The sequence below is a fragment of the Streptomyces sp. NPDC096193 genome, from assembly GCF_040302905.1.
Lineage (GTDB): Bacteria > Actinomycetota > Actinomycetes > Streptomycetales > Streptomycetaceae > Streptomyces.
In genome coordinates this window covers 155,507-175,956 of sequence record NZ_JBEOSJ010000010.1, presented here as the reverse complement: position 1 = coordinate 175,956, position 20,450 = coordinate 155,507, and the positions used below count along the sequence as shown (strand labels likewise).

At 72.8% G+C, this 20,450-nt stretch carries 21 protein-coding genes; 8 read left to right on the top strand and 13 right to left on the bottom strand.

Features of this window, described 5'->3' with window-relative positions; genetic code table 11:
• Window positions 1-49 precede the first annotated feature (49 nt).
• The 4 genes from ABTX78_RS17340 to infC form a co-directional block, all read right to left on the bottom strand.
• Entirely contained in the window at window positions 50-889 is an 840-nt protein-coding gene (locus ABTX78_RS17340; protein WP_352207627.1) for a TrmH family RNA methyltransferase, read from the bottom strand.
• A gap of 110 nt (window positions 890-999) precedes the next feature.
• Window positions 1,000-1,386, bottom strand: a complete 387-nt coding sequence (gene rplT, locus ABTX78_RS17335; RefSeq protein WP_114037952.1) for a 50S ribosomal protein L20 — start codon at window positions 1,384-1,386, stop codon at window positions 1,000-1,002.
• Between the two features lie 113 nt (window positions 1,387-1,499).
• Window positions 1,500-1,694, bottom strand: a complete 195-nt coding sequence (rpmI, locus tag ABTX78_RS17330) for a 50S ribosomal protein L35 (RefSeq protein WP_313947359.1) — start codon at window positions 1,692-1,694, stop codon at window positions 1,500-1,502.
• A gap of 117 nt (window positions 1,695-1,811) precedes the next feature.
• Entirely contained in the window at window positions 1,812-2,486 is a 675-nt protein-coding gene (infC, locus tag ABTX78_RS17325; RefSeq protein ID WP_352207626.1) for a translation initiation factor IF-3, read from the bottom strand.
• Window positions 2,487-2,886: 400 nt separating this feature from the next.
• Between infC and ABTX78_RS17320 the strand changes: the two genes are divergently transcribed.
• Entirely contained in the window at window positions 2,887-3,249 is a 363-nt protein-coding gene (locus tag ABTX78_RS17320) for a DUF1844 domain-containing protein (protein ID WP_313947357.1), read from the top strand.
• Here ABTX78_RS17320 and ABTX78_RS17315 read toward each other — a convergent pair.
• Window positions 3,240-3,992, bottom strand: coding sequence for an SseB family protein (locus ABTX78_RS17315; protein ID WP_352207625.1), 753 nt, complete (start codon window positions 3,990-3,992; stop codon window positions 3,240-3,242). The two genes, ABTX78_RS17320 and ABTX78_RS17315, sit on opposite strands and share 10 nt — an antisense overlap.
• Before the next feature lie 95 nt (window positions 3,993-4,087).
• On the opposite strand from ABTX78_RS17315, the gene ABTX78_RS17310 reads away from it, so the two are divergent.
• Together ABTX78_RS17310 and ABTX78_RS17305 are read left to right on the top strand one after the other, a co-directional pair.
• Window positions 4,088-4,612, top strand: coding sequence for a serine hydrolase (locus tag ABTX78_RS17310; protein WP_352207624.1), 525 nt, complete (start codon window positions 4,088-4,090; stop codon window positions 4,610-4,612).
• A 74-nt stretch (window positions 4,613-4,686) separates the two neighbouring features.
• Window positions 4,687-4,983 (top strand): hypothetical protein, encoded by a 297-nt coding sequence (locus ABTX78_RS17305; RefSeq protein ID WP_352207623.1) that lies wholly within the window; start codon window positions 4,687-4,689, stop codon window positions 4,981-4,983.
• Between the two features lie 69 nt (window positions 4,984-5,052).
• Here the strand turns inward: ABTX78_RS17305 and mycP are convergent, their stop codons facing one another.
• Together mycP and ABTX78_RS17295 are read right to left on the bottom strand one after the other, a co-directional pair.
• The gene (gene mycP / locus ABTX78_RS17300; protein WP_352207622.1) at window positions 5,053-6,228 is read right to left on the bottom strand and encodes a type VII secretion-associated serine protease mycosin; all 1,176 of its coding nucleotides are present in this window, start codon (window positions 6,226-6,228) and stop codon (window positions 5,053-5,055) included.
• Window positions 6,225-7,010 carry a hypothetical protein gene (locus ABTX78_RS17295; RefSeq protein WP_352207697.1) on the bottom strand — a complete coding sequence of 262 codons (786 nt, stop codon included), beginning with the start codon at window positions 7,008-7,010 and terminating at the stop codon, window positions 6,225-6,227. The genes mycP and ABTX78_RS17295 overlap by 4 nt, the downstream gene beginning before the upstream one ends.
• A 1,439-nt stretch (window positions 7,011-8,449) precedes the next feature.
• Here ABTX78_RS17295 and ABTX78_RS17290 point away from each other — a divergent pair.
• Window positions 8,450-9,652 (top strand): amino acid deaminase/aldolase, encoded by a 1,203-nt coding sequence (locus ABTX78_RS17290; protein WP_352207621.1) that lies wholly within the window; start codon window positions 8,450-8,452, stop codon window positions 9,650-9,652.
• Window positions 9,653-9,700: 48 nt separating this feature from the next.
• On the opposite strand, the gene ABTX78_RS17285 is transcribed toward ABTX78_RS17290, so the two are convergent.
• Genes ABTX78_RS17285 through ABTX78_RS17270 form a run of 4 tightly spaced genes read right to left on the bottom strand, consistent with a single transcriptional unit; the run spans window position 9,701 to window position 14,200 of the window.
• Complete coding sequence (locus ABTX78_RS17285; protein WP_352207620.1) at window positions 9,701-10,624, bottom strand: DUF2510 domain-containing protein; 924 nt, start codon at window positions 10,622-10,624, stop codon at window positions 9,701-9,703.
• Window positions 10,625-10,667: 43 nt separating this feature from the next.
• The gene (locus ABTX78_RS17280) at window positions 10,668-11,453 is read right to left on the bottom strand and encodes a 3-oxoacyl-ACP reductase (protein WP_352207619.1); all 786 of its coding nucleotides are present in this window, start codon (window positions 11,451-11,453) and stop codon (window positions 10,668-10,670) included.
• Window positions 11,454-11,459: 6 nt separating this feature from the next.
• Window positions 11,460-12,827 (bottom strand): aldehyde dehydrogenase family protein, encoded by a 1,368-nt coding sequence (locus ABTX78_RS17275; protein WP_352207618.1) that lies wholly within the window; start codon window positions 12,825-12,827, stop codon window positions 11,460-11,462.
• A gap of 8 nt (window positions 12,828-12,835) precedes the next feature.
• Window positions 12,836-14,200 (bottom strand): glutamine synthetase family protein, encoded by a 1,365-nt coding sequence (locus ABTX78_RS17270; protein WP_352207617.1) that lies wholly within the window; start codon window positions 14,198-14,200, stop codon window positions 12,836-12,838.
• 78 nt (window positions 14,201-14,278) lie between these two features.
• Here ABTX78_RS17270 and ABTX78_RS17265 point away from each other — a divergent pair, with 78 nt between their 5' ends.
• From ABTX78_RS17265 to ABTX78_RS17255, 3 genes are all read left to right on the top strand, one after another.
• The gene (locus ABTX78_RS17265) at window positions 14,279-15,007 is read left to right on the top strand and encodes a FadR/GntR family transcriptional regulator (RefSeq protein ID WP_352207616.1); all 729 of its coding nucleotides are present in this window, start codon (window positions 14,279-14,281) and stop codon (window positions 15,005-15,007) included.
• Window positions 15,008-15,137: 130 nt separating this feature from the next.
• Window positions 15,138-16,583 carry an ethanolamine permease gene (gene eat, locus ABTX78_RS17260; protein WP_352207615.1) on the top strand — a complete coding sequence of 482 codons (1,446 nt, stop codon included), beginning with the start codon at window positions 15,138-15,140 and terminating at the stop codon, window positions 16,581-16,583.
• 29 nt (window positions 16,584-16,612) lie between these two features.
• Window positions 16,613-17,293, top strand: a complete 681-nt coding sequence (locus ABTX78_RS17255; protein ID WP_352207614.1) for a gamma-glutamyl-gamma-aminobutyrate hydrolase family protein — start codon at window positions 16,613-16,615, stop codon at window positions 17,291-17,293.
• Window positions 17,294-17,589: 296 nt separating this feature from the next.
• Here the strand turns inward: ABTX78_RS17255 and ABTX78_RS17250 are convergent, their stop codons facing one another.
• The gene (locus ABTX78_RS17250) at window positions 17,590-18,528 is read right to left on the bottom strand and encodes a LysR family transcriptional regulator (protein WP_352207613.1); all 939 of its coding nucleotides are present in this window, start codon (window positions 18,526-18,528) and stop codon (window positions 17,590-17,592) included.
• A gap of 70 nt (window positions 18,529-18,598) precedes the next feature.
• On the opposite strand from ABTX78_RS17250, the gene ABTX78_RS17245 reads away from it, so the two are divergent.
• Window positions 18,599-19,735, top strand: coding sequence for a TDT family transporter (locus ABTX78_RS17245; RefSeq protein WP_352207612.1), 1,137 nt, complete (start codon window positions 18,599-18,601; stop codon window positions 19,733-19,735).
• Here ABTX78_RS17245 and ABTX78_RS17240 read toward each other — a convergent pair.
• Window positions 19,704-20,429 (bottom strand): helical backbone metal receptor, encoded by a 726-nt coding sequence (locus tag ABTX78_RS17240; protein WP_352207611.1) that lies wholly within the window; start codon window positions 20,427-20,429, stop codon window positions 19,704-19,706. The two genes, ABTX78_RS17245 and ABTX78_RS17240, sit on opposite strands and share 32 nt — an antisense overlap.
• Window positions 20,430-20,450: the final 21 nt, after the last annotated feature.

Sequence of the window (20,450 nt, the reverse complement as noted above, 5' to 3'; positions counted from 1 at the left end):
CCTACTAGCTGAAGGTGACGGAGCGGACCCCCTGAGCGAGTACCGCCGGTCAGCCGGTACTGCCCGCGCGCTGGGCACGCGCCGAGGCATAGAGACATACGGCCGCGGCGGTCGCCAGGTTCAGGCTCTCGGCCTTTCCGTGGATGGGCACCCGGACGACCGCGTCGGCGAGCGCGCGGGTCTCCTCGGGCAGCCCCCAGGCCTCGTTGCCGAAGATCCAGGCGGTGGGTCCGCCCATGGTGCCGGCGTCGAGTTCGTGGTCCAGGTCGTCCTCGCCGGCGCCGTCCGCCGCGAGAACCCGAACGCCCGCGTCCCTGAGCCCCTGGACGGCCCGCTCGACGGGGACGCCGGTCGCCACGGGGAGATGGAAGTGCGATCCGACGGACGCGCGGACGGCCTTGGGGTTGTAGAGATCGACGGAGGCGTCGGTCAGGACGACGGCGTCGGCGCCCGCGGCGTCCGCGCAGCGCAGGACGGTGCCGGCGTTCCCGGGGTCGCGCACATGGGCGAGGACGGCGACGAGGCGGGGCCGTGCGGCGAGGACGGCCTCGAACGGCGAGTCGAGGAAGCGGCAGACACCGACCAGCCCCTGCGGGGTGACGGTGGTCGAGATGTCGGCGATCACCGACTCGTCGGCGAGGTGCACCCGGGCTCCGGCGTCGCGTGCCGCGCCGATGATCTCGGCGTACCGCTCCGCCGCGTCGAGGGTGGTGAACAGCTCGACGAGGGTGGGCTCCCCGCCCGTGCGGTGCGCGGCCGCCTCGCGTACGGCCTGCGGTCCCTCGGCGAGGAACAGCCGCTCCTTGCCGCGGAAGTTCCGCTTCGCCAGCCGCCGGGCGGCGGCGACGCGCGTGGAGCGCGGGGAGATCAACTCGGGGGCGGCTGCCATTAACTCACCTTCGGGTGCGCGGGAGGGCGGTACGGACGGCGGTCCGGACGCACGCGGACCCGCAGGCCACAGGGCCTGCGGGTCCGGTCACATCCGGTACGACGCGCCGGTCAGGCGGCAGCCTTCGGGGCGTTGACGTCGCTCGGGAGCGCCTTCTGGGCGACCTCGACGAGCGCGGCGAACGCGTTGGCGTCATTGACCGCGAGCTCGGCGAGGATCTTCCGGTCCACCTCGATGTTGGCGGCCTTCAGACCCTGGATGAGGCGGTTGTACGTCATGCCGTTCTGGCGGGCAGCGGCGTTGATGCGCTGGATCCACAGCTGACGGAAGTCGCCCTTGCGCTTCTTGCGGTCGTTGTAGTTGTAGACCAGGGAGTGGGTGACCTGCTCCTTGGCCTTGCGGTACAGACGCGACCGCTGACCGCGGTAGCCGGAGGCCGCCTCGAGGATCGCCCGGCGCTTCTTGTGGGCGTTGACTGCCCGCTTGACGCGTGCCACTTGTTTAACTCCTTGTAGCGGGGCTGGGATTCACAGTTCGACTCATCCAGCCCGGAAACGAATGAGGTCCCGGTCTCGGCGTCCCGTCCCCGGTCACCCGGGGACGGAGGACGTCACTTGCCGAGAAGCTTCTTGATCTTCTTGGCGTCGGCCGGAGCCATCTCCGCGTTGCCGGAGAGGCGACGCGTCAGCGTGGACGGCTTGTGCTCGAGCAGGTGGCGCTTGCCGGCGCGCTCACGGAGCACCTTGCCGGAGCCGGTGATCTTGAAGCGCTTCTTGGCACCGCTGTGCGTCTTGTTCTTCGGCATCGCGCCGTTCTCTCCTCATCAGTGGCGCTCCCCCGGTGCGGACACCGGCGTGCGGGAGCGTCAGTCGTGGTTGCTGGTCCGAGCGAACCCGGGGCGCCTGGGTGGCACCCCTGCGGGTCACGCCTCGGAGGGCGTCTCGGTGGGGCTCTCGGCCTCGGCCTCGGCCTCGGCGTCGGCAGGTGCGTCGGCCGGAGCCTTGGCACTGCCGGCCTTGCGTGCGGCCTGGGCCTCACGCGCCTCGGCCATGGCCTCGGTCTTCTTCTTGTGCGGGCCGAGAACCATGATCATGTTCCGGCCGTCCTGCTTCGGGTTCGACTCGATGAATCCGAGGTCCTCGACATCGGAAGCGAGACGCTGGAGCAGGCGGAAACCAAGCTCGGGTCGGGACTGCTCACGACCACGGAACATGATCGTGATCTTGACCTTGTCCCCCTGCTTGAGGAACCGGACGACGTGACCCTTCTTGGTGTCGTAGTCGTGCGGGTCGATCTTCGGCCGGAGCTTCATCTCCTTGATGACCGTGTGCGCCTGGTTCTTGCGCGCCTCACGGGCCTTCATGGCCGACTCGTACTTGAACTTTCCGTAGTCCATGAGCTTGCACACGGGCGGACGGGCGGTCGCCGCGACCTCGACCAGGTCGAGGTCGTACTCCTGCGCAAGTTCAAGGGCCTTGGCAAGCGGAACAATCCCGACCTGCTCGCCGCTGGGACCGACAAGTCGCACTTCGGGAACGCGAATCCGGTCGTTGATGCGGGGCTCGGCGCTGATGGATCCTCCTCGGTAGCACCACACGACTGCCTGGCAGACAGCCGCGTAACGTCTGTTTCAGTGAGACCAACCGCACCGGAACGTCAAAAATGCCCCGGACGGGACACAGGCGGGAGCTCCTCGAATACCGGAACACCGCCGCGTCGACCGCGGGGCGTACATCGGGCGACTCCATCGTCCGTACGGAACGATGGGCGCCGCCTGACCGGTGACCCGCCGTCCCGAGGGACAGCCAGGTGGGAGATCGGAGCCTCCACTTGTGGGCCGGGCACTCAGGTGTCCGGCCGGTCGTCACACAAGGTTAGCAGCTCTGGCCGGAAGGAGCTAACCGGTGGCCGGGAACGCGTCTCGCGCGAGATGCCCGGGACCACCGGGCCCCGGGCAGGGGGAAGGGCGGGCGAGGGGTGGGCATATCGTGTGCCACATGAGTGACGCGACCACCCCTTCCGAGTCCCCCGACTTCGACGCCATGACCCGCGACATCGCCGAGGTCCCCGCCGTCGAGGTCATCGTCACGGTCGCGGTGAACCTGATGAGCGCCGCCGCCGTCAAGCTGGGCCTGACGGAGGACGACGCCGACCACAAGGACCTGGACGAGGCGCGCAAGCTGGTGCACGCGCTGGCCGGTCTGCTCGACGCGAGCACCACCGAGATCAGCTCCTTCCACGCGGCGCCGCTGCGGGACGGGCTCAAGTCGCTCCAGCTGGCGTTCCGCGAAGCCTCGCTGGTTCCCGACGAGCCCGGTCAGGGCCCGGGCGAGAAGTACACCGGTCCCGTCTACGGCTGACCGGCCGGAGACCCGACGCGTACGAACAGGGGCTCGCCGGGTGGCGTGGCCGCGGCCGGCAGCAGTGCCAGGTCGAGGCCCCGCACCAGGCGGGCCCTCAGTACGTCGTGGGCGGCGAGCGCCTGTGCGACCCTGCGCGCGGCCTCCGCGGGCGCCGCGTCCCCGGTGAGGACCAGGGCCAGGGTGCCGTCGGCGCTGCCGGGGCCCAGATGGGCGCGGAGCACTGCGGACTCGGCCGCGACCACCTCGCGGACCGCGCCGGTGACGGCGGGATCGTCGAGCGGGTCCGCGCTGGTGCGCCCCTCGGCCAGCGCCAGCAGCGCACGGCCGCTCAGCTGGTACGGCACCGGGCCGGCGAGGTCGAGCACCACGGTGTCGGCCTTCTCGTGGGCGGCCGCCTGGAGAGCCTGGTGCAGCGGAACGGCGACGGGCCTGGCGGTGGGGTCCCAGCGCGCCAGCGAGCCGATCGAGGTGAAGGCGGGCAGTGCGCGGCGCTCCCCCGCCGTCAGCGTCGGCACAGCCATGTCGCTGGTCTTCTCACGGCGCAGCCCGTTCTCGTCCTCCTCGACCTCGCCGAGGACGGCGACGACGGGGACGAGGAGCCGTGCGCCCCTGAGCGCCTCCAGCACCGGACCCTCGGCGGTCCGGTCCTCGGCCCACGCGGCGAGCGCCGCCTCCAAGGCCGGATCGGCGGTTCCGTCGTCGTCGGAGAAACCGGGGTCGGGGATGTTCTTGAGCTCCACGCACCGAGCCTAACCCCGGTGCCGCGGGCGCTTTCTCACCGGACCCGTAGGCGGGGCACAGCTGTCTGCCAGGTGCGGTGCATAGCTTCCGGCTCATGTCTCCCCGCCATGCCGCGCGCACCCGCCGACCCGTCGTCCTCGCCGCGGTGACGGTGGCGGCGGTGCTGGGCGGATGCGTCGCCGCGGGCGCCCACTCCCTCGGCCGCACGCCGGACGCGGTGCCGTCCGCCGCCGTATCGTCGCCCTCGCCCGCTGCGTCCCCGCAGGGGACGGTTCCGACGGCGGAGGCTGCGGTGGATCTCGATGCGGCCCTGGCCAGGGCGCTGGAGCCGGTCGACGGACGGGGTGGCGCCTCGCTGTCGGTCGCGGTGCTGGACACCGTGAGCGGGGACACGGCGGTCTACGGGGGCGCGGCCTACGACACCGCCAGCATCGTCAAGGTCGGTGTCCTGGCGGCTCTGCTGCTCCGGGCCCAGGACGACGGGCGGTCGCTGACCGCCGAGGAGCGGGCCCGGGCGGCCGCCATGATCCGGCTCAGTGACAACGACGCCGCGACGGCGCTCTTCACGGCGGTGGGAGGGCGGCAGGGCTCGACGCGGCCCATGCGCGGCTCGGCCTGACCGAGACGGCCGCCGGCGACGCCTGGGGGCTGACGCGGACCACGGCGCGGGACCAACTGGCGCTGCTGCGGGCGGTGTTCACCGCGGACTCGGTGCTGAGCGAGGCGTCGCGCTCGTATGCCCAGGGGCTGATGGCGGACGTCGCGGCGGACCAGGACTGGGGGGTGTCGGCGGCGGGCACCGGCTGGGCGCTGAAGAACGGCTGGATGCCGCGGACCGCGACCGGGCTCTGGGACGTCAACAGTGTCGGACGGGTGTCGGTGGGGGGCCGGGTCCTGCTGGTCGCGGTCCTCTCCGAGGGGCACGCGACCAAGGAGTCCGGCATCGCGGCGGTGGAGGCGGCGGCGCGGGCGGCGGTCGGCGTGCTGTGACGGCGGCCCCGGCGGACGGGCGGGTGTCGGCGCCGTGGGACGGGCCGGGGCCGCCGTGACGGAGGACCGTCAGCCGCGTGTGGTGCGGCCGCCGCGCCACAGGACGACGGCACCCGCGAGCACCAGTGCCCCGGCCCCGCCGGCCACCGGCGCGAGCCAGCCCGACGGTTCCGCGCTGTCCCTCGCTGGATCGGGGCCGCCCCCGAAGTACTGCTTGTCGTAGCCCGCCTTCGCCGCTTTCGGATCCGCGGGGCGCAGCTTCGCCGCCGCCTTGATCGCGGCCGCCGGGTCGACCATGCCGTGGCCCCGCGCGTCGTCACGGCCGCCCTTGGGGCCGTTGCGCGCGGTGTCGGCCAGGAGCTTCTTTATCTGGGCGGGCGTCAGGCCGGGGTACGCCGACCGTACGAGGGCGACGGCACCCGAGACGAACGCGGCGGCCGCGCTGGTGCCCCAGCCCTGGTAGTACTTCCGGTCCGGGTCCGGGATGACGATGTCGACGCCGGGCGCGCTGACGGTGGCGTACCAGCGGCGGGTGGAGAAGGCGGCGTGCGTGCCGAAACGGTCGACGGCGGTCACGGCGATCACGCCGGGATAGGCGGCCGGGTACGAGATGTGGTCGCCCTTCTCACCGCCGTTGCCGGCCGACGCGACGATCACGGAGCCCTTGGCCAGGGCGTACTGGACGGCGGCGTCCTCGCCCGCCTCCGCGTGCGCCGACTCGCTGTCGTCACCGAGCGACATGTTGATCACGTCGGCACCCTGGTCGGCGGCCCAGCGGATGCCCTGGGCGAGCGCGGTCCCGCGGGACTTGCGGGCCTTCTCGCGGGCGTCGTCGGTGCCTTCGAGGATGACGCGTACGGGAAGGATCTTCGCCTCGGGCGCGATGCCCATGACCCCGTCCTCCTGGCCCGGACCGTGGCCGTGGGCCGCGACGATGCCGGCCATCGCCGTCCCGTGGCGTGCCCAGGCGCGGTCGCCGCGGCCCGCGCCGAAGCCGATGAAGTCCTTGCCCGGCAGGACGGAGCCCGCGAGGTCGGGGTGCTCGTCGTCGACGCCGGTGTCGAGCACGGCGACCGTGATGCCGTCGCCCTTGGTGGTGCGCCAGGCCTCGTCGGTGTTCATGGCCTCCAGTCCCCACTGCTGGGTCCGGATGCCGTCGGCGTGCGCGGGAGCGGCCGGCACGAGTGTGAAGGCGACCGCCGCACACAGGGCGGCGACGCGGTGGCCGCGGCGGGTTCTGGTCATTCCGGCGCCTCCGTGGCCGTGCTGAGTGTCCGGCGAAGGGCGCCGCCGATACCGTCCGCGAGGCCGGTGGCCTCGTGGCCGAGACCGGCCTGGGCGGGCGCGGTGGTCGCCCCGTTCGCCTTGGCAGCGGCGGCGGGCTGGGGGTCGCCGACGGTGCGGCCGTCGGCGAATCCGGAGACGGCGTAGACGATCACGGGCGCCTCGCTGAGGACGTTCACGGTCCAGCTGGCGCGCTGCGGGTCGCCGAACCCGGCGGCGACGGTGCCCTCGGCCGGGAAGGCCCGGGGCATGAGGTCGCGCCGCTCGGACAGTCTTTCCTTCGCGAAGCGTGACTTCAGCGCGGCGACGGTCTCCGGGTCGCCGTCGGTGAAGACCAGCCCGACGGTGGTGACGTTGCTGGCCGTCGCGTCGGTGTACGTCGCGCGCAGGACGCGGGCGCAGCCGACCTGCCGCAGCGTCGTGACGAGCAGGGGGTCGAGCGCCGACGCGCAGGTGCTGTCGGGCGCGACCGCTATCCGTGTCCACACCCGGTCGGCGCCGCCGGGGCCCGCGCCGTCGCCGTTGAGGGACCGGGGGAAGAGGGCGTCCACGGGGGCGCTGTGCCAGAGCGTGCGGGCCTCGGCGTAGGCGGTGTCCGTCGCGGGGTCGGCACTCGAATCCCCGGTCAGCCAGCTGCCGGTGGCGGCACCGCCGATGAGCCCGAGCCCGAGGACGACACAGCCGATGGCGCCGATCGTGCGCAGCGGTCGGCGGGCGGGTACGGGACGCAGCCGCGTGGTCATCTCGCTCGGCGTCTCCGGCGGCACCCAGGAGTAGGCGGACGGCGTCGCGTCCGGTCGCGGGGTGAGATCGACGGATCCGACCGGCCTCCGCCGCGGCGGAGCGGCGGGCCGGGGCGGCGCCTCGGGTGGCGGACCGCCCGCGGGCGCGGAGCGGGGCGCGGCGATGGGCCGCAGTCGGGTGGTGGTCTCGACGGGCGGTGTGTCGGGTCGCGGCGGCGCGGCCGGCGGCTCCATGATCCGGGCGGCGAGCGGCTCCGCGGTCTCGCGCCGAGGCCCCTGGGGCCATGGGCCGATCCGCCCGCGCCGGGCGGTGTCCGCTGCGGCGTCCGCGCCCGGACGGCTCGACGGCACGTCGGGCCGGGGCGTCACGGGATGACGGTCGCCGGACGTGGGACGCGGGCTGTGCGAGGGCTCGGGCCGTCGTGCTGCCGGGGGCCGCCCGGGCTGCCCGTCGGGACGGGCCGGTACGGAGTGGCGTTCGGTGGCAGTCGGGGGCGCGGCCGGGCGACGGGCCGCGATCTGCCCGCCGTTCGCACGAGCCGCGGTCCCGGGACCACGAGGCGCGGGAGCGGGCACGCCGTCCGGGCCGGAGGGGGCAACGCGCCCGTCGCCCGTCGCGGGACGCGGCACGCTGTCGGGACGGGCCGGCTGCCGGTCGGCCGGACGCGACGCCGGCGCTGGAGCTTCGGGGCGGCGTGCCTCCGGGGAGCCGACCGATGGAGCGTTCGGGGCCGCCGTCTGCGGCGGAACCGCCGGGCGGTCGCCCCCCGGGCGACCTGGGTGTTCGGAGCCCGGGCGCGCGGGACGCGGCTCACGCGGAGCCGTGTGCGGGGCCTTCTCGGGGCGGTACGTGGCGCGGGGAGGGCCGTCGGGCATCGGCGGAGCCGCATGCCGGTCACCGGACGCGGGGCGAGGGGCCCCCGCGGACGTACCGGACTGTGCGTCGCCACGCGGCGGCACGGAGGCCTGGCGCGGGTCGCCGTCGCGGGACGGGTGCCGGGCGGGCGGAGCACTCTCGGGACGACGCGGTTCCGGCGCCCTGGCGGGTGAAACGGGCGCGTTCTGCGCCCCGTCCGGAACGCGACCATTCTGGGCCGGCGTGCCGGGGGTGCGCTCAGGGGGCAGCAGGTCGCGAAGGCCGGACGGGCGCTGCGTCTGGGGGATTCGTGCGGAACGGGGGGCGTCCTGGTGGCGGGGCGCCGTACGGTGGTCCGGGTCCTCGGGGCCGGGAGGACGCTGCGCCTCCGTACTCATACGGCCCCCCGGGTCCATGTCCACGTACACCAACGGATCGCCTCTCGGGGCAGGCCCGTTCGTCACCGCGTGTGCGTCACTCTACGGGTTGAGGTACCCCCCACGGCACCGAGACCCCGCCTCCGTGGGGATCTGCCCAAAACGTCCCCCTACCCCCGGGTAATCCGGTCTGGCAAGCTCGGGCCATGACTCCCCGCGCCGCTGACCGGGCCCACTACGACAGGGCCACCGCCCATCTCGACGCTCCGCTCGCCGTCGTCGATCTCGACGCCTTCGACGCCAACGCCGAGGATCTGGTGCGCAGAGCCGGGGGCAAGCCCGTCCGCGTCGCGAGCAAGTCCGTGCGCTGCCGGGTGCTGCTGGAGCGGGTGCTGGCGAGGGACGGCTTCGCCGGGATCATGTCGTTCACGCTGGACGAGTCGCTGTGGCTGGCCAGGGCCGGCTTCGACGACGTGCTGCTGGCCTATCCGTCGGCGGACCGCGCGGGCTACGCCGAGCTCGCGGCCGACCCGAAGCTCGCCGCCGCCGTGACCGTGATGATCGACGACACGGCGCAGCTCGACCTGATCGAGGCGTCCCGCGCCGGGGGCAGGGAAGAGATCCGGGTCTGTCTGGAGCTGGACACCGCGCTGCACCTGCTCGGGGGCCGGATCCGGGTGGGCGCTCGCCGTTCGCCGCTGCGGGAGCCGGCGCAACTGGCCGAGCTGGCCCGCTCGATCGCCCGCCGGCCGGGCTTCCGGCTGGTGGGGCTGATGGCGTACGAGGGTCATGTCGCCGGTGTCGGTGACGCGATCGGCGGCCGTCCGTTGCGTTCCCGTGCGATTCGGCTCATGCAGGCGACGGCCCGCAAGGAACTGGCGGTCCGGCGGGCTGCCGTGGTGCGGGCGGTCCGTGCGGTGGCGCCGGACCTGGAGTTCGTCAACGGCGGCGGTACCGGCAGCGTGCAGCACACCGCGGCCGAGGACGCCGTCACCGAGATCGCGGCGGGCTCGGGGCTGTACGTCCCGCGGCTGTTCGACAACTACACCTCCTTCTCCGGCCGTCCGGCCGCCCTCTTCGCCCAGCCCGTGGTGCGCCGGCCCGGAGTGGGTGTGGTCACGGTGCTCGGCGGCGGTTACCCCGCCTCCGGAGCCGCCGGGGCGGACCGGCTGCCGGTCCCCTATCTGCCCGAAGGGCTGCGCTACGACCCGCAGGAGGCGGCCGGCGAGGTGCAGACGCCGTTGCTGGGCTCCCCCGCGGACGACCTGCTGATCGGTGACAAGGTGTGGTTCCGGCATGCCAAGGCGGGCGAGATGTGCGAGCGGTTCGACACGCTCCAGCTGATCGAAGGGGACCGGGTCACCGGGACGGCGCCCACCTACCGGGGCGAGGGCCGCACCTTCCTGTGACCGCCGGATGACCCTCCCCGTACGCGCGGGATCCGCTGACGGGCAGGGTCAGTTGCCCGGTCCGATGCTGCTGCCGACGCCTCCGCCCGCCGTGTCACCGTCCGCCCGGATGCTCGCCGCGATCCTGTCCATGTCGGCGAGCTTCGGCGCGTCGGGACCGGCGTCGAAGGCGAAGCGGACGATGACCATGGCCTCGGTGCCCACGGTCGAGGGGAAGACGAGCGACTGGACGTACCCGCCGGCGCCCTTGCCGGTGACGACCCGCCAGCGCACCAGATGTCCCGCACGCCCGGCGACGGCGAAGGACTGGGACTTGAGGACGGTGTGTGAGGTGATACCGCCGTGGATCCGGTTGCCGAGCACGTCTTCGTCGTACGCCTTGTCCGCCGCCGTGACGATGTCCTGCTCGGCGAGGGCTCGGGGTGTGGTGGCGGAGGTCCCGCCGGAGGCGATGGACGAGATCCGGCCGTGCCGGCAGAGCGACGAACCGCCGGCCGGGCATTCGTACGTCAGCTCCGTGCGCATGGTCGTGCCCTCGTCGAGGGTGCTGTCGGACTTCTCCCAGCCCTCGGGGATCGGTATCGAGATCCCGTTGAGCTGGTCGGTCAGCACGTCGGCGTCGTCGGCGGATGCTGTCGGGGACGGTGTGTCCTGCGGGTCCGGGGAGGTGCTGACGGGCGCGGTGGCACTCGGCGCCGCGTCGGTACCGCTGTCGTCGCCGGGTGCGAGCAGGACGGCCGCGGTCGCGACGGCGGCCACCAGAACGACGCCGGCGACGGCGAACGCCACGAGCCGGCCCTTCGGTTCGCCGCGCGGAGCGCCGGTCTGCGCCATCGGCGGACCGAACCCGGCGGCCGGGACCGGCACCTGGACCGCGCGGGTGTGCGCGGTCCAGGCGGTCCCGTCCCACCAGCGTTCGGTGCCGGAGACACTCGGGTCCGGGTACCAGCCGGCCGGGGTCGTCATGCTCATCCGGCCAGCCTAAGGGCTGTCCCCGGCGGCCCGTTCGGGCGTTCTACACGGGTGTGACGTACGCCCCGGCGATTCCGCCGTCCACCAGGAAGTCCGTCGCGTTGATGAACGACGAGTCGTCGCTGGCGAGGAACGCCACCGCGGAGGCGATCTCGTCCGCCTCCGCGAAGCGGCCCGCCGGGATGTGCACCAGACGGCGCGCGGCCCGCTCGGGGTCCTTGGCGAACAGCTCCTGGAGCAGCGGGGTGTTGACCGGTCCCGGGCAGAGCGCGTTGACCCGGATGCCTTCGCGGGCGAACTGCACGCCGAGTTCGCGGGTCATGGCGAGTACGCCGCCCTTGGACGCGGTGTACGAGATCTGCGAGGTCGCCGCTCCCATGATGGCCACGAACGAGGCCGTGTTGATGATGGAGCCGCGGCCCTGCCGCTGCATGTAGGGGATGGCGGCCTTGCAGCACAGGAAGACGGAGGTGAGGTTGACGTCCTGGACGCGCTTCCACGCCTCCAGGCCGGTGCTCAGGATCGAATCGTCGTCGGGCGGCGAGATCCCCGCGTTGTTGAAGGCGATGTCGACGGAGCCGTAGGTGTCGAACGCCGCCTTGAACAAGGCCTCGACCTGCTCGGCGTCGGTGACGTCGACCTGGACGAAGGTGCCCCCGACCTCGTCGGCGGCCGCCTTGCCGGCGACCTCGTCGATGTCGCCGCAGACGACGTTGGCGCCCTCGGAGGCGAGACGGCGGGCCGTCGCCAGGCCGATGCCGCTGCCGGCGCCGGTGATGACTGCGGTACGGCCCACCAGTCGGCGGCAGATGTGTGCGGTGTCGGTCATGAGTACTCAGGCCTCCGTGCTGATGAAGACGTTCTTGGTCTCGGTGAATGCGGTCAGGGCGTCGGGGCCGAGTTCGCGGCCGAGGCCGGACTGCTTGTAGCCGCCGAACGGGGTCGAATAGCGCACGCTGCTGTGGGAGTTGACGGAGAGGTTGCCGGCGGCGACGGCCCGCGAGACGCGCAGGGCGCGGCCGATGTCGCGGGTCCAGATCGAACCGGAGAGTCCGTAGTCGGTGGCGTTGGCGAGCCGGATCGCGTCGGCCTCGTCGTCGAAGGGCAGGACGGCGGCCACCGGTCCGAAGACTTCCTCGCAGGCGGGCGGGGCGTCGGGCGCGATGTCGGTGAGGACGGTGGGCGCGAACCAGAAGCCGGGGCCTTCGGGGGCGCTGCCCCGGATGCCGGGCAGGTCGTCGGGGACGTAGGAGCGCACACGGTCCAGCTGGATCTGCGAGATGAGCGGGCCCATCTGGGTCTTCTCGTCGGCGGGGTCGCCCACGACGACGGACTCGATCGCGGGGGCGAGCAGGTCGAGGAACCGGTCGTACACCGTGCGCTGCACCAGGATGCGGGTCCGGGCGCAGCAGTCCTGTCCGCTGTTGTCGAGGAAGGACATGGGGGTGGCCGCGGCGGCCGCCTGGAGATCGGAGTCGGCGAAGACGATGTTGGGGCTCTTGCCGCCGAGTTCGAGCGTCACCCGCTTCACCAGGGGTGCGCTGCGGGCCATGATGCTCTTGCCGACCCGGGTGGATCCGGTGAACACGATCTTGGCCACGCCGGGGTGCTCGACGAGCGCGTTGCCCGTCACGTCGCCCGCTCCCGGCAGCACCTGGAAGAGATGCTCGGGCAGGCCTGCCTCCAGGGCGAGTTCGGCCAGTCGCAGCGCTGTCAGCGGTGTGGTCTCGGCCGGTTTGAGGAGGACGGCGTTCCCTGCGGCGAGCGCGGGGGCGGAGCCCCAGGCGGCGATCGGCATGGGGAAGTTCCACGGCGCGATCACCCCGATGACGCCGAGGGGTTCGAGGATGGTGATGTCGAGGCCGCCGGCGACGGGGATCTGGCGTCCGCTGAGGCGTTCGACTCCCCCGGCGGCGAAGTCGAGGAGGTCGCGGACGTTGCCGGCCTCCCAGCGGGCGTTGCCGATGGTGTGGCCGGCCTGGCGCACTTCCAGCCGGGCCAGCTCCTCGACGTGTTCGTCCACGACGCCGGCGAACCGGCGCAGCAGCCGGGCCCGGTCGGCGGGGGCGGCGGCCGCCCAGCCCTCCTGGGCCTTCGCGGCGAGCGCGACGGCGGCGTCGACCTCGGCGGCGCTCGTCGCCGGAACGGTCTCGATCACCTGGCCCGTGGCGGGGTTGACCACCTCGTGATGGGCGTGCGTCACAACGTGCCTCACAGACGTTCGAAGGAGCGTCGGAGCTCCCAGTCGGTCACCGCGGCATCGAACGCCTGGAGTTCGACCCGCGCCATGTTGCGGTAGTGCGCCACGACTTCGTCGCCGAAGGCGGCCCGGGCGATGGCGCTGTTCTCCCAGAGCTCGGCGGCTTCCCGCAGGGTGGTGGGGACCCGCTCGTATCCGGCGGTGTACGCGTTGCCGGTGCACTCCTCGGGCAGCTCCAGCTTCTGCTCGATGCCGTGCAGCCCGGCCGCGACGAGTCCGGCGACGGCGAGGTAGGGGTTGACGTCACCGCCCGGGAGCCGGTTCTCGAAGCGCATGGAGCGGCCGTGGCCGACGACGCGCAGCGCGCAGGTGCGGTTGTCGTAGCCCCAGGCGACGGCGGTCGGCGCGAAGGAGCCGGGCTGGAACCGCTTGTAGGAGTTGATGTTGGGCGCGTACAGCAGCGAGAACTCGCGCAGGGCGGCCAGTTGTCCGGCGAGGAAGTGGCGCATGACCGGGGACATGCCGCCGGGGCCGTCGCCCGCCATGACGTTGGTGCCGTTCTCGTCCTGGAGCGAGAGGTGGATGTGGCAGGAGTTGCCCTCGCGCTCGTTGTACTTGGCCATGAAGGTGAGCGAGACACCCTCTTGCGAGGCGATCTCCTTGGAGCCGGTCTTGTAGACGGCGTGCTGGTCGCAGGTGATCAGGGCTTCGTCGTACTTGAAGGCGATCTCGTGCTGGCCGGGGTTGCACTCGCCCTTGGCGGACTCGACGGTCAGTCCGGCCGCGGCCATCTCGTTGCGGATGCGGCGCAGCAGCGGCTCGATCCGTCCGGTGCCGAGGACGGAGTAGTCGATGTTGTACTGGTTGGCCGGGGTGAGGTCGCGGTAGTGACGGTCCCAGGCCTGCTCGTAGGTGTCCTTGAAGACGATGAACTCGAGCTCCGTGCCGGCATGGGCGGTGAGCCCGTGCTCGGCGAGGCGCTCCAGCTGGCGGCGCAGGACCTGGCGGGGCGCGGCGACGACGGGTGAGCCGTCGTTCCACGCGAGGTCGGCGACGAGGAGGGCGGTGCCCTCGTTCCAGGGGATGCGGCGCAGGGTGGCGAGGTCGGGGTGCATGGCGAAGTCGCCGTAGCCGCGCTCCCACGAGGACATCTCGTAGCCGTCGACGGTGTTCATCTCGGTGTCGACGGCGAGGAGGTAGTTGCAGCCCTCGGTGCCGTGTTCGAGGACCTCGTCGAGGAAGAACGGTGCGGCGAACCGCTTGCCCTGGAGCCGCCCCTGCATGTCGGGGAAGGCCAGGACGACGGTGTCGATCTCACCGCTCGCGACGAGGGCACGAAGCTCCTCGACCCCGAGCGGGGGTTTGCGGTCTGCCACGGGATTACGCCTCCTTGGGTCAGCCGGAAGCTATAAGGTATTACCGAAGACCATTGCCTGGGAAGAGGGAACGGTGACGTGGCGAAGACGAACGATGCGGCCGACCGGCTGACACCCGTGCTGCGCCCCGTACGCGCGGGCAACGGCTTCGAGGAGGCACTGGAGCAGATTCTTCAGCTTCTGCGGCTCGGGCTGGTCCCCGGCGGCGAGCGGCTGCCCGCGGAGCGTGAGCTCGCCGAGCGGATGGGCATCAGCCGGGTCACCCTGCGCGAGGCGCTGAAGGTCCTCGCCGACCAGGGCCTGGTGGAGAGCCGGCGCGGCCGTTACGGCGGCACCTTCGTGCTGCACCGCCCGGACGCCCACGGCGAGGACGAGCTGCGCCGCCGGGTGGCGGCCGTCGATGTCGAGGACACGCTGCGCTTCCGCGAGGTGCTGGAGGTCGGCGCGGCGGGACTGTGCGCCGCGCACGGGCTGACCGACCAGGGCGCGAAGCGGCTGCGCACCGCCCTGTCGTCCACGCACGACGCCCCGCTGGCCGCGTACCGGCGCGCGGACACGCTGCTGCATCTGACCCTCGCGGAACTGTCCGGGTCCCCGACGCTGGCCGCCCGGTACGCCGCGGTGCGGGCGACCCTCAACGATCTGCTCGACTGCATTCCGCTGCTCGTGCGCAACCTCGAACACTCCCAGCAGCAGCACAGCGCGCTGGTCGAGGCGGTGCTGGACGGGGACGCCGACGCGGCTCGGGAGGTGATGCGGGAGCACTGCGAGGGCACCGCGGCACTGCTGCGCGGTTTTCTGCCCTGACCGGACGGCGGGCAGCCCGGCACGGGGGCGCGGGCCGATCCGTAACCTCACCTTTACGCACAGGGGTTGCGCATTCCGGATCTCTGCCGCAAAGGTGTCCGCACAAACCTTTGACTGCCAGGAGCGACTCATGGCCGAAGGCACGACCCCGCGCACCACTTCCCCCGCCGACGACGCCTATCTCCGGCGGCGCACCCTGCGCCGGGGCAGCGCAGGCTGGCTGCTGCTCACCGGACTCGGCGTGGCCTATGTCGTCTCCGGCGACTTCGCCGGCTGGAACACCGGCCTCGCCAAGGGCGGCTTCGGCGGCCTCGCGATCGCCACCCTGCTGATGGGCGTGATGTACGCCTGTCTCGTCTTCGCCCTCGCCGAACTCTCGGCGATCCTGCCCACGGCGGGCGGCGGCTACGGATTCGCCCGTCGTGCCCTCGGTACCTGGGGCGGCTTCCTCACCGGCACGGCGATCCTTATCGAGTACATCCTCGCGCCCGCGGCGATCTCGATCTTCATCGGTGACTACGTCGAGTCACTCAACCTCTTCGGCCTGGAATCGGGCTGGCCGGTCTATCTCGCCTGTTTCGTTATCTTCATCGGGATCCATCTGTGGGGAGTCGGCGAGGCGCTGCGCTTCAGCCTGGTCGTCACCGCCATCGCGGTCGCGGCGCTGCTGATCTTCGTGGTCGGCGCGTTCACCGACTTCTCGGCGGGCGGCCTCGACGACATCGCCGTGGACACGAACGCCTTCGCCTCGAGCTCCTGGCTGCCGTTCGGTCTGCTGGGCATCTGGGCGGCCTTCCCCTTCGGCATGTGGTTCTTCCTGGGCGTCGAGGGCGTGCCGCTCGCCGCCGAGGAGGCGAAGGACCCGGTGCGCTCGATGCCGAAGGCCCTCGCCATCTCCATGGGCGTCCTGGCGCTGCTCGCCGTGCTCACGTTCTTCGCCGCGACGGGCGCGAGCGGATCGGACGCCCTGAAGGACGCCGGCAACCCGCTCGTGGTCGCCCTGGAGGGCAGCGGCGACCCGACACCACTGAGCCGCTTCGTCAACTACGCGGGGCTCGCCGGCCTCGTCGCGTCGTTCTTCTCGCTGATCTACGCGGGCTCCCGCCAGCTCTTCGCTCTCTCCCGGGCCGGATACCTTCCGCGCTTCCTCTCGCTCACCAGCCGCCGCAAGTCGCCCTACCTCGGCCTGCTGATCCCGGGCGCGCTCGGATTCGCCCTGGCGGCGGGCACGGGCAACGGCGCGCGGATGCTCAACATCGCGGTGTTCGGCGCGACGATCAGCTATGCGCTGATGGCCCTGTCGCACATCGTGCTGCGGCGCCGCGAACCGGGGCTTCCGCGCCCGTACCGCACCCCGGGCGGCGTCGTCACCTCCTCGGTCGCCTTCGTCCTCGCGCTCTCCGCGCTGGTGGCGACGTTCCTGGTGGACAAGGACGCGGCGTACATCGCGCTCGGCGTCTACGCCGTCGCACTCGCCTACTTCGCGTTCTACTCTCGGCATCATCTGGTCGCGAAGGCGCCGGAGGAGGAGTTCGCGGCGCTGGCGGCGGCGGAGGCCGAACTCGAACGCAAATGACGCACGTGACAGGAACGAACGGAGCCACCGTGTCCAAGCCGCTCATCGGGGTGACCACCTACCTCAACCCCGCGAAGTGGGGGGTGTGGGAGCTGCCCGCGGCGCTGCTGCCCGCGGCGTATCCCCGCATGGTCCAGGCGGCGGGCGGGCTCGCGACGCTGCTCCCGCCGGACGAGGACCCGGCCTCGGCCGAGGCGGTCGTGGCCCGGCTGGACGGTCTGGTGATCGCGGGCGGTGCTGACGTGGAGCCCGCGCGGTACGGCGCGCAGGCGGACCCGCGTACCGGGCCGCCCGCGCGGGACCGGGACGCCTGGGAGCTCGCCCTGATCCACGCGGCACTGGCCACGGGCACGCCGCTGCTGGGGATCTGCCGCGGGATGCAGCTGCTGAACGTGGCGCTCGGCGGAACCCTGGTACAGCACCTGGACGGGCATGTGGGCGGTGTGGGCGTCTTCGGCACCCACACGGTCCGGCCGGTCCCGGGCACCCGGTTCGCCTCCATCACCCCGGAGGCGACGAAGGTCCCGGCCTACCACCACCAGTCGCTCGACGTCCTGGCCCCGGCCCTGACGCCGGGCGCGCACGCGGACGACGGGACGGTGGAGGCGGTCGAGACCGCGGACGGGTGGGTGCTGGGGGTGCAGTGGCACCCGGAGATGGGCGAGGACGTCCGGGTGATGCGGGCTCTGGTGGAGGCTTCGGCGGGCTGACGGCCGGGGGCGCGGGCTGCTGACGGCGGGGGCACGGCTGCTGATGGTCGGAGGCGTGGGCGCTGACGGCGGAGGGCGCGGGCTGCTGACGGTCGGGGCGTGGGCGCGGGCGACTGACGGCTTGGGCGCGGGCGCGGGCGGGGGCGGGGGCGGCTGACGGTCGGGGGGCCGGCTGCGGTCGGCGCCCCCCCGGGCAGCCGCCCTCACACCTGCGGCTGCTGCCCTCGTACGGCTCTCGGCTCGACGCTCCCGGCCCGACGCAGCAGCCTCGGGGAACCGCTCCCCCGACCCGCCGCTCAGCCCTGCGTCAGGGACAGGAGCTCTCTCGCCGGCCCGGTGGGCCGGTGGGAGGACGGCCAGACCGCGCGCAGCGACCGGTCCATGCTCACTCCCTCCACCGGGACCTCCGTCAGCCGCCGTGCGGCGACTTCCTCGCTCACCGCCAGCTCGCTGAGTACCGCGGGACCCGCCCCGCTCACCGCCGCCGCCTTCACCGCCGTCGTCGACGCCAGTTCCAGCAGTGGTGCCGCCAGGCCCCCGTGGTCGGTGAGCGCCGAGTCGAGCACCTGGCGCGTACCCGATCCGCGCTCCCGCAGGATCAGGGGTTCAGAAGCCAGCTCACCGGCCTTCAGGGGGCGTTTGCGCCGCGCCCAGGGGTGTCCCGGTGCCACCACGACCAGCAGCCGGTCCTGGCCGATCACCGCGCCGTCCAGGCCCTCCGGCACCGACAGCCCCTCCACGAAACCGAGGTCCGCGTCGCCCGCGAGCAGTTGCTGAGCCACGGTCGCGGAGTTGCCCGCCAGCAGCGAGACCGCCGTCCCGGGCCGCTGCGAGCGCAGCGCGATGAGCCAGCCGGGCAGCAGATACTCCGCGATGGTCATCGAAGCCGCGACCCGCAGCCGCGAGTCGCGCCGCCCCCGCAGCGCCTGCGTCCCCACGTCGAACGCCTCCGCCGCCTCCACGACCCGCCGCGCCCAGTCGGTGACCAGCGCCCCCGCGTCGGTGAGCCGGGAGCCGCGCGGTGAGCGGTCCACCAGAGCGACGCCCAGCTGCCGCTCCATGGAGCGGATCCGGCTGCTCGCGGCGGGCTGGGTGATACCGAGCTCGCGCGCCGCCCGGCCGAGACTGCCGTGCCGGGCGACGGCCAGCAGCAGTTCCAGTGCGCCCAGATCCGGCACGCGGTGTGCCAGCGGTACGCGCTCGCCCTGGTCCTCGTCCTTCGGTCCCCTGCTCATAAATCCAGCTTATGGGGCCATAGGAAGAAGATCCCTGGTGGGGAGTGCCGCACGCCAGGACAGTGAAGACATGGTCACCGCCGTACACCCCCGCACTCGCACCGTCGCCGAAGCGACCACCCCTTCGCTGACGACCGTACGGCTGCCGACGCTGCGCCACTTCGGGCCGAACTGGTACGCGAGCGTCATGGGCACCGCCATCGTCGCCAACGCCGGTGCCGCGCTCCCCTACCACGTCCCGGGCCTGCGAACCGTCTGTGAGGCGATATGGGCGCTGTCCGCGGTGCTGCTGGTCGTGGTGCTCCTCGCCCGCGCGGCGCACTGGCTCCACCACTCCGACCAGGCCCGCGCCCATCTGCTCGACCCGGCGATCGCGCCCTTCTACGGGTGTCTGTCGATGGCACTGCTGGCCGTCGGCATCGGCACGGTCTCCGTCGGCCGGGACGTGATCGGCGAACCCGCGGCGGTCGTGGCCGCCTTCGCCCTCTTCGCCGTCGGTACCCTCATCGGTCTCGTCGTGGCGGTCGCCGTCCCCTATCTGATGATCGTCCGCCAGCGCGTGACACCGGGCACGGCCACACCGGTGTGGCTGCTGCCCGTCGTCTCCCCCATGGTCGCGGCGTCCCTCGGCCCCTTCCTGGTCCCGCAGCTGCCCGCCGGCCAGGGGCGCGAGGCGCTGCTGCTCGGCAGCTACGCGATGTTCGGCATCAGCCTGATCGCCACGCTGGTGATCCTGCCGGTGGTCTTCTCCCGGCTGGTCCACCACGGCCGGCTGCCCCTCGCGCTGACCCCGACGCTCTTCCTGGTCCTCGGCCCGCTCGGCCAGTCGACGACGGCGGTCGGCAAACTCGCGGACGTGGCCCCGGCCGCGGTCCAGGCGCCGTACGCCACGGGATTCGCCGCCTTCGCCGTGATCTACGGCGTGCCCGTGATGGGCTTCGCCCTGATGTGGCTGGTGCTCGCCGGCGCCATGCTGGTGCGGGCCGCCCGGGACGGTTTGCCGTTCTCGATGAGCTGGTGGGCCTTCACCTTCCCCGTCGGCACCTGTGTGACGGGCGCGGCGAGTCTGGCCCATCACACCGGACTGCCGGCGCTGCGGTGGCTGGCCGTCGGCCTCTATCTGCTGCTGGTCACCGGCTGGGCGGTGGCGGGCGTGCGCACGGTGCGCGGCCTGCTCAGCGGAGCGCTGCTCGCAGCGCCGCGCTGAGCACCGCCGGCGCCTCCGCCAACGACGGCCCGTACCAGGTCAGATGGCGGCCGCTGACGAGCGCCGCCGCCATGTCGGGGAACGCCTCGGGTCCGTCCTCCGCGGTGAAGCGGTACGGCTCGTCGGGGAGCACCGCCAGCCGCGCTCCGGTCTCGCGCAGTTCGTCCAACGGGACGCGCGGGTAGCGCTCGGCGTGCCCGGCGTAGGCATGCGTCACGCCGAGCCTCGCCAGCAGATCGCCGGCGAAGGTGTCACGACCGAGCACCATCCAGGGCCGCCGCCAGATGGGGACGACGGCGCGCAACGGACCCGGCTCGTCCAGTGGTGCGACGGACGACCAGGCCTCACGGGCCTCGTCGAGCCATTCCGGCTGAGCGAGACCGCAGCCCTCCACCAGCACCCGCCTCAGTTCGCCGAGGGCCTGCTCCAGGTCGCGCACCTCGGTGACCAGGACCTCGACGCCCGCGGCGCGCAGGGCGGCGAGGTCGGGCTCCCGGTTCTCCTCGTCGTTCGCGATCACCAGATCGGGGCCAAGGCCGATCACCGCGGGTACGTCGGGGTTCTTGGTGCCGCCGACGCGCGGGACGTCGAGATCCGCCGGATGAGTGCACCAGTCCGTGGCGCCGACCAGCGTCCCGGGCGCGCTGACGGCCACCGCCTCGGTCAGCGAGGGCACGAGGGAAACCACACGCATCAGGGCTCCTGAAGGCTGCCG